The following is a 17893-nucleotide window of genomic DNA, read 5'->3' as shown; positions in this document are numbered from 1 at the left end:
GCGGGCCGCTCGGCCGCTCCCGCGCCGCCCGAGCCGGTGCCGTCCGTCCCGACGGGCGCGCCGGGTGTCGCCTCCGCGCGCCCGGCCGGGGCCTCTGGCCCCGTGCCCGCGCCGGTACCCGCGCCCGCACCCGAACCCGCCCCCACGCTCGCGCTCGCGCTCGCGTTCGCGTCGGTCATGTCGCTCATGGCGTCGTCGCCGTCCTCTCCATCTCCAGCTCGACTTCCGTGCCGCCGCCCTGCGGCGAGCGCAGTCGCGCCGTACCGCCGTGCCGCTCCATCCGGCCGATGATCGATTCTCGTACGCCCATCCGGTCGGTGGGAACCGCGTCCAGGTCGAAGCCGGGTCCACGGTCGCGGACGGACACGAAGACCGTGTCCCCCTCGACCTCCGCGAAGACCTGGACCGCGCCGCCCTCGCCACCGTACTTGGCGGCGTTCACCATGGCCTCTCGCGCGGCCTGCATCTGCGCGGTCAGCTTCTCGTCCAGCGGGCAGTCGCCGACGACGACGACCTCGATCGGCACGCCGTGCTTGTCCTCGACCTCGGCCGCGGCCCCGCGGACCGCGTCGGCGAGGGTGTCGGGCTCGTCGTCCTCCTCCTTGCCCGTGCCTTCCGGCTTGTAGAGCCAGGTGCGCAGGTCGCGTTCCTGGGCGCGGGCGAGGCGGCGCACCTCTCCCGCGTTGTCGGCGTTGCGCTGGATCAGGGTGAGGGTGTGCAGCACCGAGTCGTGGACATGGGCGGCGACCTCCGCGCGCTCCTGGGCCCGGATGCGCATCAGGCGCTCCTCGGACAGGTCCTGCGCCATCCGCACCAGGTAGGGACCGGCCAGCAGCGCGATGCCGACGAACACCGCGAGCGCCGCCTGGAGCACCGCGCCGAGGTCGTGGGTCGAGCCCTGCACGATGAAGATGCTGGAGACGCCCGCGCCGACCAGCAGCACCCCGGCGGCGGACCGGGCCAGGTTCAGCGTCCGGCGACGGCGGCCGACCGCGATCCAGCGGGCCCTGCGGGCGTTGTCCGCCTGCCGCCAGACCAGCGCGACGCCCGCGCCGACCAGGACGGTGGGCCACAGATACGCCTGGGCGTTCCCGCCGATGTCGACGGAGCCGACGAAGACCATCGAGATGATGACCATCGCGAGGAGGGCGACGAACTGGCCCTTGTCGACCTTGCGGACCACCAGCCTGCGGCGGCCGTCGTGGCCCGTCTCGGTGGTGACCGTGTGCGGGCGCTCGCCGCCGGAACCCGCGCCGACGCCCACACCGCCGACGCCGAGCGGGACGAAGAACCAGAAGGCGGCGTACAGCAGCGCGCCGAGCCCGTCCGCCATGAACAGGCCGACGAAGACCAGCCGCACCCAGACCACGGGCAGCCCGAGATGCCCGGCGAGGCCGCGAGCGACGCCGCCGAGCCAGCGGCCGTCGCCGCTGCGGTAGAGCTTGCGCAGCGGCGGCGGTTCTTCGGTCGGGGTCGTGGTCGCGGTGGCGGCTCCGGGCATGCCCCGATAGTCACACGGGGGCGGGGCGCGGGGCATCAGGGTCGGTCCCCGAGACGTCCCTGATCTCCGTCGGCATCCCTTTCGGCAGGTCACCTCAGGGGCGATATCAGGGAAGCGCCAGGGTTGTCCCGCCTGCCGCGCCGGGCCCCCGCCCGTCACCATGGACGTATGACGGATCAGCACGCCGCGGCCCCGGAGCCGCACGACGCCGAGCCACCGGGGCAGCCGGGAGGCGAGCCGCCCGGACGGCCGGGCGGCTCGGCGCACGCGGCCGCGCCCGGACACGCGGACGCGGACAGGGGCGGGCACGGAGACGGGCACGGGAGCGGGCACGGAGACGGGCACGGGGGCGGCTGGGGCCACCACTGGGGCGTCCACGCCGACTCACTCAGCGGCAGCCGCATCAAGGTGCGTCGCGACCGGCGGCACAAGCTGCTCGGCGGTGTCTGCGCCGGGCTCGGACGGCGCTACGACATGGACCCGGTGATCTTCCGGATCGGCCTGGCCGTGCTCGCGATCACCGGCGGCGTCGGGCTGATCTTCTACGGCTTCGCGTGGCTGCTGATCCCGTTCGACGACGACGGGCAGGAGAGCGAGGCGCGGCGGCTGCTGTCCGGGCGGGTCGAGGGCCCCGCGCTGACCGCGCTGCTGTTCGCCCTCGTCGGCTGCGGCCTCTTCCTGTCCATGCTGAACAACAGCGGAGTGCTCACCTTCGCCGCCGTGCTCGGCCTGCTGCTCGCGGGCGCGGGATACTGGTCGCAGCAGCGTTCGACCACCGACCCGGACCCGAGCACGGAACGCACCGTCGCCGACGCCCCGCCCGAGGCCCAAGCGCCGCCCGTGTCCAGCGCCCCGCCCTCCTGGTGGCGGGACCCCATCGTCAAGGACGGCACCCACGTCGGCCCCACCGGCTACTTCTGGGGGCCCGCCGACCTGGCCGGAACCGAGATCCGGTACGAGCCGACCCACCACCCGTGGGCCCCGCCGCGCCAGTCCCGCGCGCTCCAGCGCCCGGCGTCCGCCCCGCCGGGGCCGCGCGGCCCGCGCTGGATCGGCGGCTGGACGTTCCTGCTCGCACTCCTCGCGGGCGGTATCGGCACGGCCGCGACCTGGGACGGCAGCACGCTCGGCGACAGCCTCCAGACCGGCCTCGCCTACGCCCTGATCGTCTTCGGCCTGGGCATCGCGGTCAGCGCCTTCCTCGGGCGTACGGGCCTGGGGTCGGTGATCCTCGCAGTGATCACCGCGGGCCTGATGGCCGGAGCGGCGGCCCTCCCGGCCAGCATCACCACGGACTGGATGCGCACGGAGTGGACGCCCGCGACGGTCTCCGACGTCCGCACGACCTACGATCTCGGCACCGGCGACGGCACCCTCGACCTGAGCGGGCTCAAGCTGTCCGCCGACGAACCGCTGCGCACCAGCGCCGACGTGGGCGCGGGCCGCCTGAAGGTGATCGTCCCGCGCGATGTGACGGTGGAGGTGCGGGCCGAGGTCGGCATCGGCGACCTCCGGCTGCCCGGCGACGGGAAGCGGACCGATGTGGACGTCCAGGTGGACCAGAAGCGAGAGGAGACGCTGCGTCCGCCGAAGGCCGAGGACGGCGGCGGCACTCTTGAGCTCGACCTCGAAGTCGGTATCGGACAGGTGGAGGTGACCCGTGCTGCGCCATGAGTTCCAGCCGGGCAAGCTGGTCGCGGGCCTCGCCCTGACGACCGCGGGAGTGCTGTACGCGGGCGACGCGGACGGCGCGTGGGACGTCCCGTGGTACGCGGTGATCCCGCTCGTCGTCGCGGGCCTGTTCCTGGCGGCCGTCGTGTCGGGCGTGGCCTACGGCATCCGGCGGCGTCGCCGCCGCAGCATCGCGTCCAGCGAGAACATGGACGCCCCCGCGAGCACCAACGGCAGCCAGGCCATGAGATAGGCCAGGTCGTTGCCGAAGTAGTACGGCTCGACGGCCCAGCTGACCGTCAGCCACAGGCTGAGCGAGATCAGCGCGCCGCCGAGCGCGGCGATCCTGGCCAGCAGGCCGATCAGGGTGCCGATGCCGACGGCCAGCTCGCCGAAGGCGATGGCGTACCCGAAGCCGACGGGGCTTTTCAGCGCGAGGTCGACCAGCGCCGGGATCGCCGAGATGTCCCGTACGCCCCGCATCGTCTCGCCGATCGACCCGGCGCCGGTGGCGGACATGAAGGCGGGGTCGGTCAGCTTGTCCAGTCCCGCGTAGACGAAGGTGACGCCGAGGAAGACGCGCAGCGGCAGCAGCGCGTAGCGCGCGGCGGCGTCCCGCCAGCCCGTGCCGCGCCAGCCGCCCGCGCCGTGCCCGTCCCCCGGCATGTCGTAAAGGTCGGTCCGCATCCCACCGCTGCTGTGCGTCATCGGGCCCGCCGCCTCTCCGTTGATTCCTCAACGGGACCATACGCACGCCGGGAACGTCCAGCTCACCAAGCCGCAGGGCTTCACCGTCGATCACTCCCGTGCCATGGTTTCTGAGCACCCGTCATCCCTGGCGGACCGCCCTGGACCGCCCTGGACCGCCCCGCCCCGTCCCGGAACGTCCCGGAACATCCCCGACTGGAGGCACCACCGTGGCGCAGCAGGACTGGACCCGCGTCTATCTCGCGCACCGCGCGACCTACGCCGCCTTCCTCACGGCCACCGACGCCGAGGCCCGCGTGTGCTGGCACCGCTGGCGCGGCGACTACACCGACAAGCAGTGGGCCCTGACCGAGACCGACGCCGCGTACACCCGCACCCAGTCCGAGTTCAACATGATCGACCTGGAGGGCCTCGGCCCCGTGGAGGAGGCCCGCGCCCTGGTCGACTGCATCCGCGCCATGCACACGGAGGACACCGAACCGGACGGCGTCTGGGAGCGGTACACCCGCCTGCGAACAGCCTTCGTCGAGGCCGCCCGCGAGCACCTCGCGGACCATCCGTAGGAGGCGCGCACGGTGTACCGCCGGTGGGTGGGTTCGCTCAGTGAGCGGGTTCGCTACATGTCCTCGATCGCGCTGAGGTCGATGTCGATATCGAACGGGACGGAGAGCTTGAGACGGTCGTGGTAGACATCGACGGGTTCGTACACCCGCCGCTCCTGGTCAAGTGCGAACGTGTGGACGACCGGCCGTTCGTTCACGTTGGCCATCTCGACCCGCCAGAAGTACGGGATACCCGCGTTGGCGTACTTGTGCGGCTTGGTGTCGCTGTCACGGGACACGGAATCCGGCGAGACCACCTCGATCGCCAGCATCACGTCCCTGACCTGGAAGTAGGTCTGCTCCCGGCTCCGCACCGACGCGGCGCGCACCACCGAGACATCCGGCTCAGGGCCGTTGCGCCGGTCGATCACGACCGTCATCTCCCGCATCACCCTGAGTCCGGGTGGCACCGTACGGCGCAGGCCACCGACCAGAAGGTCGATCACGAGACTGTGAAAGATCCGCTGCGGGCTCACAAAGACCAGGCTCCCGTCGATCAACTCTGTGTGCGGCGGGAGGTCGGGCAGCGTCAGCAGGTCGTCCACGGTGTATCCGTCCTGCGGCGGCACCGGCCACCCAGAGGCAGCGGGGAGCGGCTCAGCAGTCATGGTTCCTCCCATGGACGGGATTCTGGGCCCTGCCGTCAGCGTACCCAGCGGATACGACAATGCCGCCGCTCAAACGAATGAGCGACGGCAGAGGCGTTGACCCGCCTACGGGGCCGGGCGGGGTCCGTGGGGGAGGGTCACTCCCACTCGATCGTCCCCGGCGGCTTGCTGGTCACGTCGAGCACGACGCGGTTCACGTCGGCGACCTCGTTGGTGATCCGGGTCGAGATGCGGGCCAGCACGTCGTACGGCATCCGCGTCCAGTCCGCCGTCATCGCGTCCTCGGACGAGACCGGGCGCAGCACGACCGGGTGGCCGTACGTGCGGCCGTCGCCCTGGACGCCCACCGAGCGGACGTCCGCGAGCAGCACCACCGGGCACTGCCAGATGTCCCGGTCGAGACCGGCCGCCGTGAGCTCCTCGCGGGCGATGGCGTCGGCCTCGCGCAGCAGGTCCAGACGCTCGCGCGTCACCTCGCCGACGATGCGGATGCCGAGGCCGGGGCCGGGGAAGGGCTGGCGCTGGACGATCTCGTCCGGCAGGCCCAGCTCCTGGCCGACCATCCGGACCTCGTCCTTGAACAGCTTGCGCAGCGGCTCGACCAGCTCGAACTCCAGGTCCTCGGGGAGGCCGCCCACGTTGTGGTGGGACTTGATGTTCGCCGTGCCGGTGCCGCCGCCGGACTCGACGACGTCCGGGTAGAGCGTGCCCTGCACCAGGAAGGACACCGGCTCGCCGCCCGCCGCCTCGGCGACGATCTCGGCCTGGGCCTGCTCGAAGACCCGGATGAACTCCCGGCCGATGATCTTCCGCTTCTGCTCGGGGTCGGACACCCCGGCGAGGGCGGACAGGAACCGCTCGGAGGCGTCCACGACCTTCAGCTGTACGCCGGTGGCTGCCACGAAGTCCTTCTCGACCTGCTCGGTCTCGCCCTTGCGCATCAGCCCGTGATCGACGTACACGCAGGTCAGCTGCGAGCCGATGGCCTTCTGCACGAGGGCCGCGGCGACCGCGGAGTCCACGCCGCCGGACAGCCCGCAGATGGCGCGCCTGCTGCCGACCTGCTCGCGGATCGCGGCGACCTGGTCGTCGATGACGTTGCCCATGGTCCAGGACGGGGTGAGGCCCGCGCCCCGGTACAGGAAGTGCTCCAGGACCTGCTGGCCGTGCGTGGAGTGCATGACCTCGGGGTGGTACTGGACGCCGTACAGCTTCCGCTCGTCGTTCTCGAAGGCCGCGACCGGCACGACGTCGGTGGACGCGGTGACCGTGAAGCCCTCGGGCGCGGCGGAGCAGGCGTCGCCGTGCGACATCCAGACGGACTGCTCGTCCGGGGTGCCCTCGAAGAGGGTCGAGCCGGACTTGGAGACGTGCAGGGGGGTACGTCCGTACTCGCGCGCGCCGGTGTTGTCGACGGTGCCGCCGAGCGTGGTGGCCATCAGCTGGAAGCCGTAGCACATGCCGAAGACCGGGACCCCGGCCTCGAACAGCGCGCGGTCCAGGCGGGGCGCGCCTTCCGCGTACACGGAGGAGGGGCCGCCGGAGAGGATGATCGCCGCGGGGTTCTTGGCGAGCATCTCGGCGACCGGCATGGTGCTCGGGACGATCTCGCTGTAGACCCGCGCCTCACGCACGCGGCGGGCGATGAGCTGGGCGTACTGCGCACCGAAGTCGACGACCAGCACGGTGTCTGGGGCGGCGGCGGGGGAACCTGGTGACACTGCTGGCACTGCGTGGCCTTCCGGCGATGGGTGAGGGGGCCTGGAGAGGGCCCGCGTCCGGGGGACGGCCCGAGGAACCTCTCTTTGTCGATTCTAACGGGGCACGGGAGTGCCCCCTCGTCTCACCATCCGAACCGCGGCCCGTCCCGCGTTGACCCGGTGGGCGGCCGTGGGGTCATACTGTGCCCGTGACCAAGCACCCGCGCCGCGAGATCTTCGCGATCTTCGTGTTTACCTATGGCAACCGGCCTGCCGGCTGCCATGGTCGTGCTGCTTGATCCACTGACAAGCGACTTCCCAGGCGCCCCGAGGCCGACAAGGCCCAGGGGCGCCTGTCGTTTTCCTCCCTGGGTCCGACCGCTCCGGGGTCCCGCGGACCTACGCAGACCTACGCAGGAGGAGCCCCACCATGACCGCGACGAAGACCCTCGCCGAGAATCCCCTCGCCAAGAAGACCGGCGTCGAGCAGACCGGCACCGAGCAGACCGGCGCCCGCACCGAGGACGCCGCGTCCCTGATCACCGACGCCCGCGACCGCATCGACGCGCTGGACGACCGGATCATCGGCCTCGTCCAGGAACGGATGGCCGTGTCGGCGGTGATCCAGCAGTCCCGCATCGCGTCCGGCGGCCGCCGGGTGAACCTGTCCCGCGAGATGGACGTCCTCAGCCACTACCGGGACGCGCTCGGCAAGCCGGGTACGTCGCTGGCGATGACCCTGCTGGAACTCTGCCGGGGCCGGATCTGAGCCGGGGCCGGGGTACGGCTGGCGCGTACCTCCGTGTGGGCGTACGCACCCACGTTCGCCCGGTTCTCACTCGTACGGCACCGTGACCGCGCCCCGACGGGCTTCGTTGGTCCGGGTGTCCGTGTCATCCAGGGGCGGGCCCGAAAGAACCACGCGTGGCTTCGCTGGAGCGATGAGACGTGCGGCCCGAGCTCGTGGCTCGTACCGAACGTCGTGGGACCTCGCTCCAGAGCGTGACCGGACGGCAGGGGACAGCAGCCCGGTCACCTGAGTAAAGACGGTCGGTTCCGGGGACGCCCGGAACCGACCGGCGGTCACCCCCTGACACCGCACACCCCGCACCCGCACCCACACCCCCGTACCCCCGCACCCCGTACTCCCCCTCCCGGCGACCAGCGGCGCTCCCCTCCTCCCCCACGCGCCGCCCCGCCCGGCACCGACACCGCCCTGACGTCGGTGCACGGCGAAGGGCCCCGCGGACCAGTGAATCCACTGAATCCGCGAGGCCCTTCGCTCGCCGCCGGACGGCGCTCCCGGTACGGGAGAGATCACTCAGCCGCGACCTTCTCCAGCTTGGCCATCTGGGCCTCGACGATCGCGGCAGGCGTCTCGGTCTTCCCCTTGGCCGTGACGTTCATGCTGGAGAAGACCGCCACGGTCGAGCCGCTGCGTACGACGGTGAAGGACCTCGGCACGTCCTCTCCGCTGATCTCCTCGATGAGGTGGTACGCCACGGACTCATCGCCCAGCTTGGGGTCCGGCTGGGACTTCACAGCCGCGAAGCTGCTGTCGTCCTGGTCGAACTTCCCGCACTTGTCCACGGAAGTACGCAGGCGGTCAAGCCCCTTCTCGGCGTCGTCCTGCTCATGCGCGAGCAGCGCGACGAAGTTGAAAGCACTGAGCTTCGCATCGCCGAAGGTCCGGCCGACACGCGCTTCCGGCTTCGTCCCCATGGAGAACATGACCATGTCGCCCAGCGGCTGACAGGGGTCATCGGTCACCGGGACGGACTCCGTGGGCCACTCGGCGGGCGGCAGGTCCTCCGCCTTGTAGCCTTCGAGGTCACCCGCGCCGATGAGGGCCTCCTTCAACTGCGCGGCGCTCAGCGGCTTCGCCTTCTCCTTCGGCTCTTCCTTCTCCTTCGGCTCTTCCTTCTCCTTCGCACCCGGCTCCGATGCCGCCGGGGACGACTTCGCGTCACCCGCTCCCTCGTCGCCACTGCCACCGCACGCGGCCGTGAACCCGAGCACTACCGCAACAGACGCGGCCATGACGACCCGCGACACAGATGCCTTCACGTTTCCCACTCTTCTTTCTTTCCATCTTGTTCAATGGCGCACCCCAGGCACGCTATTGATCAACGAAAGGCCCTAGCGAGCTCCCCGACCAGCGCTGTCCCGACGCTTTTCGGTAACGATCAGACCTCCCACGCCGGACCGCCCCGCGACCACCACACAACCGCCACGCGACCCGCCCGCCTCCCGAGGCCGCCCACAAGTCACGTGATCCAGCACACATGAACTTCCTGTGAGGCTCAGGGCAACCATTCACCGGGGTCACTGGTCATGCATGCGGAACAACGGCCACGTCTCTCTGAACGACTGGCCGTTTGGCTGTTGAGCCGCCGCAGCTCGAAGGGACCTGCGCTCGGAGGGGGGCGCAGGTCCCTTCATGCGTGTGGGGGGCCGGACAGCAGCCCGGCGGGCGCTACCGCTTCGGCGGGACCGTCGGCAGCCCCAGGAACGGCAGCCGCAGCGCGCCGAACGCCTCCGCGGGCACCGCGGGTGACTTGGGCTCCACCGGGGCGAGCCGGGTGTAGCCCGCGCCCTGGGCCGGGCGGGGGTCGGGCTCGCCCTTGTTGGGCCACAGGGACATCGCGCGCTCGGCCTGCGCGGTGATCGTCAGGGACGGGTTGACGCCCAGGTTGGCCGTGACCGCCGCGCCGTCGACCACCGAGATGCCCGGATGCCCGTACAGCCGGTGGTACGGGTCGATCACCCCGGAGTCGGCCGAGTCGCCGATCGGGCAGCCGCCCAGGAAGTGGGCGGTGAGCGGGGTGCCCATCAGCTCGCCGACGTTGGAGCCGGGGAAGCCGTTGATCTCCTCGGCGAGCAGGGTCGCCGCCTGGGTCGCCTCGCGGATCTGGGTCGGGTTGGGCGCGCCGTGGCCCTGCCGGGCCGTCAGCAGGCCCTTGCCCAGGCCCTTCGGCTTGCGGTACGTGGTCAGGGAGTTGTCCAGGGACTGCATGACCAGGCCGATCATGGACCGTTCCGACCACCGCCGGTTCGAGAGCGAGCGCGCGGTGAGCAGGGGGTGGCGGGCGCAGTTGGCGAGCCAGCGCGCGACCCGGTTTGGTCCGTACGGCACTTGAAGGACCGTCAGACCGCCCATCGAGTTCGAGCCCTTTCCGTAACGCACCGGCTCGATATGGGTGTTGGCGTTGGGGTGGACGGAGGACGTGATCGCCACGCCGCGGGTGAAGTCGGCCTTGTCCGCGCCGTGCCGTTTCCGGTAGCGGCGGTCGGTGGTCTGCGCGCCCACCAGGCCCTCGGAGTTGGTACGGGTCAGGTCGCCGAGCCGGGCGGACAGGTGCGGCAGCAGGCCCGTGTCCTTCATGCGGTGCAGGAGGGTCTGCGTGCCGTAGGTTCCGGCCGCGATCACGACCCGTCTCGCCTTGTACGTACGGCCCTTGCCCTTGCGCTTGTCGTCGGTGGGGAGGGTCGCCACGGCGAAGCCGCCCCGCGAGTCCTCGGTGACGGCGACGACCGACGTCATGGGGTGCACGACCGCGCCCGCCCGCTCGGCCAGGTAGAGATAGTTCTCGTTCAGGGTGTTCTTGGCGCCGTGACGGCAGCCCGTCATGCACTCGCCGCACTCGGTGCAGGCCTTACGGGACGGACCGGCGCCGCCGAAGTACGGGTCGGGCACCTCGGCGCCCGGCGCGGCCTTCGACTCGCCCGCGGCGTCGTCGCCGTCCCCGAAGAACACCCCGACCGGGGCCATGTGGAAGGTGTCGCCGACGCCCATCGCCTGCGCGGCGGCCTTCAGATGGACGTCCGACGCGGTCATGGTCGGGTTCAGGCGTACGCCGAGCATCCGCTTGGCCTGGTCGTAGTACGGCTGGAGCTCGTCCTGCCAGTCGGTGATGTCCTTCCACTGCGGATCGTTGAAGAACGCCGGGGGCGGTACGTAAAGCGTGTTGGCGTAGTTGAGGGAGCCGCCGCCGACTCCCGCGCCCGCCAACACCATGACGTTGCCCAGCAGATGGATGCGCTGGATGCCGAACAGGCCGAGCGCCGGGGCCCACAGGAAGTTCTTCAGGTCCCAGGAGTTGCGGGGCAGCGACTCGCGGGTGAAGCGCCGTCCGGCCTCCAGGACGCCGACCCGGTAGCCCTTCTCCGTCAGGCGGAGCGCGGAGACCGCGCCGCCGAAGCCGGAGCCGACCACGATCACGTCGTAGTCGTAGTCGTAGCCGTCTTCCACACCGTTTTGGGCAGACTCGTCCTGTGACACCGATACCTCCAGAGGAAAGTGCAGGTCAGCGGGTTAGGCGGCTGAAGGAACCCCCAGCCTCGGTCAGCGCAGGCGCAGCGCCTTCATCGCGCGCAGGCTGCGGGTCATGAACCGCGCGTACGCCTCGTCGTCCATGCCGAAGGACGGCGCCAGCGGGATCAGCCGCTGGTGGGCCACGGTCTGCGCCTCGGTGTACTTGAGGATGCCCTCGGAGCCGTGGCGGCGGCCGAGGCCCGAGTCCTTCATGCCGCCCATCGGCGACTGAACGCTGCCGTACGCGGGCGCATAGCCCTCGTTGACGTTCACCGTGCCGGTGCGCAGCCGGGCCGCGACCGCGCGGCCGCGCCGCCCGTCCTTCGTCCACACCGACGCATTCAGCCCGTACGGGGTGGCGTTGGCGCGCTCGATGACCTCGTCCTCGTCCGTGAAGCGGTAGACCGAGACGACCGGGCCGAAGGTCTCCTCGGTGCACACCGCCATCGGGGACTCGACGCCGTCCAGGATGGTCGGCTCGTAGAAGTACGGGCCGATGTCCGGGCGGTGCGTCCCGCCCGCGATCAGCGTGGCGCCCTTCGCCACGGCCTCGTCGACGTGCCGCGTGACGGTCTCCAGCTGGCGTTCGCCGACCAGCGAGCCCATCTCGGCGCCGTACGCCAGGGACCGGCCGAGCCGCATCGCCTTCGTACGGGCCGCGAAGCGCTCCAGGAAGGCGTCGGCGATCGACTCGTGGACGTACAGCCGCTCGATGGAGATGCACAGCTGGCCCGCCGACGAGAAGCAGGCGCGCACCGCGCCCGCGGCGGCCTTCTCGATGTCCGCGTCCTGGAGCACCAGCATGGCGTTCTTGCCGCCGAGTTCGAGGGAGACGCCGACCAGCCGGGCGGCGGCGCCCTGGGCGACCTCGCGGCCGGTGCGGGTCGAGCCGGTGAACGAGACGTAGTCGGCGTGCCGGACGACCTCGGGGCCGACCACCGGGCCCTCGCCGAGCACCACTTGGAAGACCTCGGCGGGCAGCCCGGCCTCGATCAGCAGGTCGCGCGCCCACAGCGCGGTCAGGCAGGTCTCGGTGTCCGGCTTCATGACGACCGCGTTGCCGGAGACGAAGGCGGGCAGGGCGTCGCCGACGGAGAGTTCCAGGGGGTAGTTCCAGGGGGCGATCTGGCCGACGACGCCGCGCGGCACGCGGTTCTCGGTGACCTTGGTGAGGGTCGGCACGACGCCGGTGTGGCCCTTGGAGCGCAGATACGACGGCGCCTTGCGGCCGTAGTGGCGGGCGGCGACGGCGACGGCCTGGACCTCTTCGTGGGCGTGCAGGCGGGCCTTGCCGGTCTCCAGCTGGATGAGGTCCAGGACCTCGGCCTGGCGGGCGAGCACCAGGTCATGGAAGCGGAGCAGGACGGCGGCCCGCTTGCGTACGGAGGTCGCGGCCCACACCCGCTGGGCGGCGCGGGCCCGCTCGAAGGCCCGCTCGACGTCGTCCGGGGTCGACTCGGGCAGGTCGGCCAGCTTCTCGCCGGTGAACGGCGTGTGGTTGGCGGTACGTCCCGATCCCACGACGCCTCGGGTGAGCTGGGCGACCAGCTCGGGCGTGACGACGTCGGACGCGGTGCGGGCGCCTTCGGGCGCGGGCGCGATCGGGTTCGTACCGGGGGCCGTACCGGGGGCCTGGGAGTCCGTCATGAGCGTGAGCGTACGGGCCCGCCGGGCGTTTGGGTACCCGGCGGTAACGAGCTTTCACCGCGCTCACACATCGCGCCAGCGATCGCTGGCACAAAGGCCCTGATCAGCGGCTTGTCGCGCCGGTGAAGGCGATCGGCCCCGAGCTCAGCTCTTGTCGGCGCTCTTGTCGGCGCTCTTGTCGATCTTCAGTTTATCGAGGACGGACCGGGCGACCTCGCGGCCGCGCTCGGTGACGTCGCCCTGGCCCGGATAGTCGATCCGGACCCGGTACATGTCGCCCTTCTTCGTCAGGTAGTAGAAGAATCGCGTCTCGCGGGGCGCGGGCTTGTCCTTGTTGAGGCTGATGCTGCCGTTCGCGTACGTCACGATGTTCTCGGCGGCCTTGTCGCCCTGGAACGCGACGTTCGGGTCCGTCTCGCCGTCCGGGGCCGGGTCGTCCGCCGCGTTCACCAGGCTGGTGCTGCCGCCCTTGATGTCCTCCAGGTCCTTGCTGGCCTGGGCCGCCGCGGTGCTGGCGATCCGGTTGTAGTCGTCGTCCGCCTTACGCCGGACGTCGAGTTGGACCACGATCGAACCGCTGGGGTCGGCGTAGTCGACCCGCTCCTTGTCGCTCGACGAGGAGCGGCGCGGCAGTTCCTCGTAGTGCGCGGGCAGGGCGAGCGTCGCGCCGAAGCCCTTGGGGGTCCGCTCGGTCCAGGAGGCCGTCTCGTCGGTCGTCTTCGCGAACGGGTCGGTGATCGCCACCGCCGCGGCCGCCACCGCCGCCACGACCACCGCGCCCGCGGCCAGCAGCGTCTTGCGGCCGACCCGGATTCCGTCACGGGCCCCGTTGGCGTTGCTGCCGTTGTTGGCGTTGTTGGCGTTGTTGGCGTTTCCGGGGGCCTGGACGATCTGGGTGGGCACCGGCGGCCGTACCGCCTCTTCCAGCAGCTGGCGCACCCGGGCGGCGTCCGGACGGTGTCCTGGGTCCTTGTCGAGCAGCCGGTTGATCGCCTCGGCCAGGGGTCCCCGCGCGGCCGCGGGGGGTGCGGGGGTCGCGTTGAGCACGGACTGAAGCGTCGCGGGGGTGTTGCTGCGGCGGAACGGCGAGACGCCCTCAGTGGCCGCGTACAGCACGACGCCCAGCGACCACAGGTCGCTCGCGGGCCCCGGACGCTGGCCCAGCACCCGCTCCGGGGCGATGTACTCGGGCGAGCCGATGAACGCGCCGGTGTCCGTCAGGCTGGTCTCGCCCTCGATCTGGGCGATGCCGAAGTCCGTGAGGACGACCCGGTCATGGCGGCCCAGCATGACGTTGTCCGGCTTGACGTCGCGGTGCAGGACGCCCGCCTGGTGCGCGGCGTCCAGCGCGTTCAGGACTTCGAGGCCGATCCGGGCCGCCTCGCGGGCGTCAAGCGTGCCCTCCTGGAGCGCGGCGCCCAGCGAGCGGCCCTGGACGAACTCCATGACGATCCACGGCTGGCCGTCCTCGACCGCGACGTCGTGCACGCTGACCACGGCCGGGTGGTCCAGCCGGGCGGCGGCGCGGGCCTCGCGGCGCATCCGCTCGAACGCGGTGGCGCGTTCGCGGTCGGGAAGGTGCTCCGGAACGCGGGGCTCCTTGACCGCCACCTCGCGGTCCACCGTCTCGTCCTTGGCGCGCCATACGGTGCCCATGCCGCCGTGGCCGAGCTTGGACAGCAGGCGGTAACGCCCCGCGATCAGCCGCCCGGAACCGGGGTCCTGGGAGGCTTGGGGTGCCTGGGGTGCCTGGGGTGCCTGGGGTGCCTGGGGTGCCTGGGGTGCCTGGGGCGCTCGGGGCGCGGCTTGTTGCGGGGCGGCCTGGGTGGGGACGGGCTGAGGCGGCGCGGGGGGCTGCTGCACGTACGCGTGGTCCCCACCCGGCGACTGCGGCTGCGGCTGAGGCGGCTGGGGCTGCTGCGGATGAGGCTGGGGCGGCCGGAGAGTGAAGCTGGTGGTGTCGTTGGGGTCGTACGGAGATCCCCCGTTGCTGCTCATGCGTCCATCTCTACCGCGCGGGGAGCCGCCAGTTCCAGCCCGGTCACCGACCCGTGACCAGGGGTGTCGCATTTGCCGCCGTTCGCCGTGTTCGTCAGGGGGTACGTGCGCGTGGCGGCCGGGGGCGCGCCCGTCCCCGTACGGTCTCCGCCGCCGGGGTCCCCGTCCCGGTCGCCGTCGCGGTCCAGGAGCAGCACCACGGCGGAGATCCCCGCGGCGGCCACGACCGCCACCAGGACGGCGACCAGCAGAGAGCGACGCCGCGACGGCCACCGCGCGGCGGTACGCCACACGCCCAGCCGCCACACGGCCGGACTCCGTACGCCCTCGGCACGCACGCCCGGACGGCGCAGGCCCGCGCCCCCTGCGCCCGCGCCTCGCACGTCCGCGCCCCGCGTACCCGGACGCCGTACGTCCGGGTCCCGTAAGCCCTCGCCGCGCGCGCCCTCGCCCCGCGCGGCGGCCCGCAGCCGTGCGGGCAGGCAGGGCGTGACCGCGTGCCACGCCGTGGCCAGGCGGCGCGTGACCGCGCTCCGGGTCACGGCCGGGCGGTGCGGGGCAGGCGTCGGCTGCCGTGGCAGGGCCCCGGTCGCCACGTACGCCCGCAGCAGCCGCTCCGTCTGTGCCGCATCGATTCTGCGCTCCGGGTCGCGCTCCAGCAGACCCCGTACGACCGGCAGCAGCGGCCCGGCCTGCGGCGGCGGTCGTATCTCCGCCAGCACGACGGCGTGCACCATCGCGCTCAGCGAGTCGCGCTGGAAGGGTGACCGCCCGCTCAGCGCGGCGCACAGCAGCACCCCGAGCGACCACAGGTCGGACGCCGGTCCGGCGCGCGCTCCCGACATCCGCTCCGGCGCGGTGTACTCGGGCGAGCCGACGAACGACCCGCTCTCGGTGAGCGTGCTGGCCCCGGCGACCTGCGCGATCCCGAAATCCGAGAGCACCGCGCGACCGGTTCCGGCCTCCAGGAGTACGTTGCCGGGCTTGAGGTCGCGATGCAGCACCCCGCGCGCGTGCGCCGCCCGCAGCGCCCCGAGCACCGCGAGACAGAGTTCCGCCGCCTCGGCCGTGCCGAGCGGTCCGTGCCGGGCGAGCCGGTCGGCGAGCGAGCCGCCCTCGATCAGCTCCATGACGATGAACGGGTGCTCGTCGTCCACCACGACGTCGTGCACGACCACGACATGCGGGTGTTTGATCTGCGCGACGGCACGGGCCTCGCGCAGGGTGCGCTCACGGCGCTGCCAGGCGTCGTCGGCCGGGAGTGAGGCGTCGATGTGCAACTCCTTGACCGCCACCTCGCGGCCGAGGAGTTCGTCCCTCGCGCGCCAGACGACGCCCATGCCGCCGCGGCCGAGTGGGGTGGCCGCCAGGCGGTAACGCCCCGCGATCAGACGGCCGCCGCCCGCATGATTGGTCATGTACTCATCATGCCCGGATCCGCGTACCGACCAGCCTGACCCGCGTACCGACCAGCCTGCCCCGCGTACCGACCAGCCTGCCCCGCGCATCGCCCGGCCTGACTCGTGTACCACCCGGCCCGGCCCGCGTACCGAGCAGTCAGCGTGCTCATCCCGTCGGGCGGTAGCTCTCCGACGCCTGCTCGAAGAGCCGCGTCACCTCGTCGCGTTCGGACTCCGGGCCCTTGACCAGGACCACGTGGTAACGGCCGTCGACGACCATCGCGAGATTGCGGGCATAGACGTCGCCGCCCGACTCCCGCCAGGTGAACTGGCCCTCGGCCGTCTTCCGGTCGCCCACCGTGACCTCGCGCAGCCCGGTCGCGGTCGCCCAGGTCGAGTCCCGGTAGGGCCGCAGCTCGCGCTCGGTCTCGCGCTGGTACGCCAGGGGGTCGCCGCCGTCGCCGCTGGCGCTGTCCCGGCCCGGCACGACCGTCAGCTCGAAGGCGCCGCCGGTGTATCTGACCTGGCCGTCGCCGTTCTTGGCGTGCCGGTCCCAGCCGCTGGCCACGGCGACCTCGAAGCCCTCCGGGTCCTTGCGGAGCACGAAGCCGTCGGGGACGCCGGGGGCGGTGGTCCGCGGGTCGGGCGTCACCTCGCCGGTCGGCTTCGGGTCCCGGTCGTCGGGCTCCTCGCCTTCCGGCTCGTCTTCCGGCTTCTTGTCCTCTGGCTTCTTGTCCTCTGGCTCCTTGTCCTCTGGGGCGGACGGGGCTCCGGCCGGGTCCGCCGACGCCGTCCCGCCGGGCTGCCCCGCGCCGGTGTTCCGCGTGTCGTCCGCGCCCCGCGCCCCGGCCTCCGACCCGGCCTTCGGCATGAAGAGCACCGCGTACGCGATCGCCGCGGCCAGGCCCAGCAGGATCGCCAGCAGCAGCGTGCGGCCGAGCCGCCGCGGGGCCCGCTCCTCCCGCGGCGGACGCCGGGGCCCGGCCCGCTCCTCCAGGCGCTCCCGCCCCTCCGGGCGCTCCCGCTTCTCCCTGGGCTGCCTGCCTCGCTTGTGGCGACCGTGCGCGTCGCCGCGCCGCCTACGGACCAGCTCGCCCCGGCGGCGTATGACGGGCAGCCTGCTGGCCTCCACGGCTGGCAGCGGCACCACGTCAGTCCCGGCCTCCGGCTCGGGCGCCGACCTGATCAGGGAGCGCAGCCAGCCGCGCAGCTCCTCGAAGTCCGGCCGCTCAGTGGGGTCCTGGCGCAGCAGGGACTCCACGACCGGCCGCAGCGGGCCGCACTCCTCGGCGAAGGCGGGCGGCTCCGCGCACACCAGCTGGACGAGTTCGTACGTGCTGTCCTCGGGGTACGGGGCATGCCCCTGCAAGGCCCGGAACAGCAGCGCGCCCAGCGCCCAGAGGTCGGTGGCGGGTCCGACCGGAGCCGCCAGCTGCCAGTTCTCGTGTACGGGACCGGCCTGTTCGGGCGACCACCGCTCGGTGACCGCGCCGACGACGGCCATCCGCGCCTGCCGCGCCCGCTCCAGGGCCAGCGGCGTGGCGGGCCCGCGCCGCGGCTGCCCCGGCGCGGCCGGGCCGTCCCAGCCTCCAGCGCTCTGCGCCGCCTGGGCGGGCGCGTCGGGCTGCGCTTGCGGGTGCGCGTGCGGGTGCGCGTGCGGGTGCGCGTGCGGGTGCGCGCCATCTACAACCAGCGTTTCGCGGCCCTGCCGGAGATGGCGGAGTACTTCCGCCGGAAGGTCGA

Annotated in this window: 13 protein-coding genes and 2 pseudogenes; 4 read left to right on the top strand and 11 right to left on the bottom strand. The window is 72.3% G+C overall.

All coding sequences use genetic code 11. From position 1 onward, the window contains the following. Together ACX6XY_RS28335 and ACX6XY_RS28330 are read right to left on the bottom strand one after the other, a co-directional pair. Nucleotides 1-188 (bottom strand): annotated as a pseudogene (locus ACX6XY_RS28335) (VOC family protein); the annotation flags it as partial. Then, nucleotides 185-1501: an ATP-binding protein gene (locus ACX6XY_RS28330; RefSeq protein WP_460336856.1), complete on the bottom strand. Its 1317-nt coding sequence runs from the start codon at nt 1499-1501 to the stop codon at nt 185-187. The pseudogene ACX6XY_RS28335 and the gene ACX6XY_RS28330, both read right to left, overlap by 4 nt. Nucleotides 1502-1669: 168 nt before the next feature. Between ACX6XY_RS28330 and ACX6XY_RS28325 the strand changes: the two genes are divergently transcribed. Together ACX6XY_RS28325 and ACX6XY_RS28320 are read left to right on the top strand one after the other, a co-directional pair. Further along, nucleotides 1670-3175, top strand: a complete 1506-nt coding sequence (locus ACX6XY_RS28325) for a PspC domain-containing protein (RefSeq protein WP_460336853.1) — start codon at nt 1670-1672, stop codon at nt 3173-3175. Beyond that, nucleotides 3162-3425, top strand: a complete 264-nt coding sequence (locus tag ACX6XY_RS28320; protein ID WP_460336850.1) for a hypothetical protein — start codon at nt 3162-3164, stop codon at nt 3423-3425. The genes ACX6XY_RS28325 and ACX6XY_RS28320 overlap by 14 nt, the downstream gene beginning before the upstream one ends. Here ACX6XY_RS28320 and ACX6XY_RS28315 read toward each other — a convergent pair. Continuing rightward, nucleotides 3332-3859 (bottom strand): DoxX family protein, encoded by a 528-nt coding sequence (locus ACX6XY_RS28315; protein ID WP_460336847.1) that lies wholly within the window; start codon nt 3857-3859, stop codon nt 3332-3334. The two genes, ACX6XY_RS28320 and ACX6XY_RS28315, sit on opposite strands and share 94 nt — an antisense overlap. A gap of 230 nt (nt 3860-4089) precedes the next feature. Here ACX6XY_RS28315 and ACX6XY_RS28310 point away from each other — a divergent pair, with 230 nt between their 5' ends. Beyond that, nucleotides 4090-4443 carry a hypothetical protein gene (locus ACX6XY_RS28310; RefSeq protein WP_460336844.1) on the top strand — a complete coding sequence of 118 codons (354 nt, stop codon included), beginning with the start codon at nt 4090-4092 and terminating at the stop codon, nt 4441-4443. A gap of 53 nt (nt 4444-4496) precedes the next feature. Here the strand turns inward: ACX6XY_RS28310 and ACX6XY_RS28305 are convergent, their stop codons facing one another. Both ACX6XY_RS28305 and guaA read right to left on the bottom strand, forming a co-directional pair. Continuing rightward, nucleotides 4497-5090, bottom strand: coding sequence for a Uma2 family endonuclease (locus ACX6XY_RS28305; protein WP_460336841.1), 594 nt, complete (start codon nt 5088-5090; stop codon nt 4497-4499). A 137-nt stretch (nt 5091-5227) separates the two neighbouring features. Then, nucleotides 5228-6811, bottom strand: a complete 1584-nt coding sequence (gene guaA, locus ACX6XY_RS28300) for a glutamine-hydrolyzing GMP synthase (RefSeq protein WP_460336838.1) — start codon at nt 6809-6811, stop codon at nt 5228-5230. Nucleotides 6812-7220: 409 nt separating this feature from the next. Here guaA and ACX6XY_RS28295 point away from each other — a divergent pair, with 409 nt between their 5' ends. Beyond that, complete coding sequence (locus ACX6XY_RS28295; RefSeq protein WP_460336835.1) at nt 7221-7559, top strand: chorismate mutase; 339 nt, start codon at nt 7221-7223, stop codon at nt 7557-7559. A gap of 548 nt (nt 7560-8107) precedes the next feature. Here ACX6XY_RS28295 and ACX6XY_RS28290 read toward each other — a convergent pair. The 6 genes and pseudogenes from ACX6XY_RS28290 to ACX6XY_RS28265 all read right to left on the bottom strand — a co-directional run. Further along, nucleotides 8108-8857, bottom strand: coding sequence for a hypothetical protein (locus ACX6XY_RS28290; RefSeq protein WP_460336833.1), 750 nt, complete (start codon nt 8855-8857; stop codon nt 8108-8110). A gap of 409 nt (nt 8858-9266) precedes the next feature. Continuing rightward, the gene (locus ACX6XY_RS28285; protein ID WP_460336830.1) at nt 9267-11072 is read right to left on the bottom strand and encodes a GMC family oxidoreductase N-terminal domain-containing protein; all 1806 of its coding nucleotides are present in this window, start codon (nt 11070-11072) and stop codon (nt 9267-9269) included. 63 nt (nt 11073-11135) lie between these two features. Continuing rightward, complete coding sequence (locus ACX6XY_RS28280; RefSeq protein WP_460336827.1) at nt 11136-12752, bottom strand: succinic semialdehyde dehydrogenase; 1617 nt, start codon at nt 12750-12752, stop codon at nt 11136-11138. A gap of 144 nt (nt 12753-12896) precedes the next feature. Then, a complete protein-coding gene (locus ACX6XY_RS28275) occupies nt 12897-14750 on the bottom strand; it encodes a serine/threonine-protein kinase (protein WP_460336824.1) in 1854 nt (617 codons plus the stop codon). Further along, nucleotides 14747-16168 carry a serine/threonine-protein kinase gene (locus ACX6XY_RS28270; protein ID WP_460336821.1) on the bottom strand — a complete coding sequence of 474 codons (1422 nt, stop codon included), beginning with the start codon at nt 16166-16168 and terminating at the stop codon, nt 14747-14749. Before ACX6XY_RS28270 ends, ACX6XY_RS28275 begins: the two co-directional genes overlap by 4 nt. A gap of 148 nt (nt 16169-16316) precedes the next feature. Continuing rightward, nucleotides 16317-17893 (bottom strand): annotated as a pseudogene (locus tag ACX6XY_RS28265) (hypothetical protein); the annotation flags it as partial.

The organism is Streptomyces sp. O3 (genome assembly GCF_054788135.1).
This window is presented reverse-complemented; position numbering and strand designations above follow the sequence as displayed.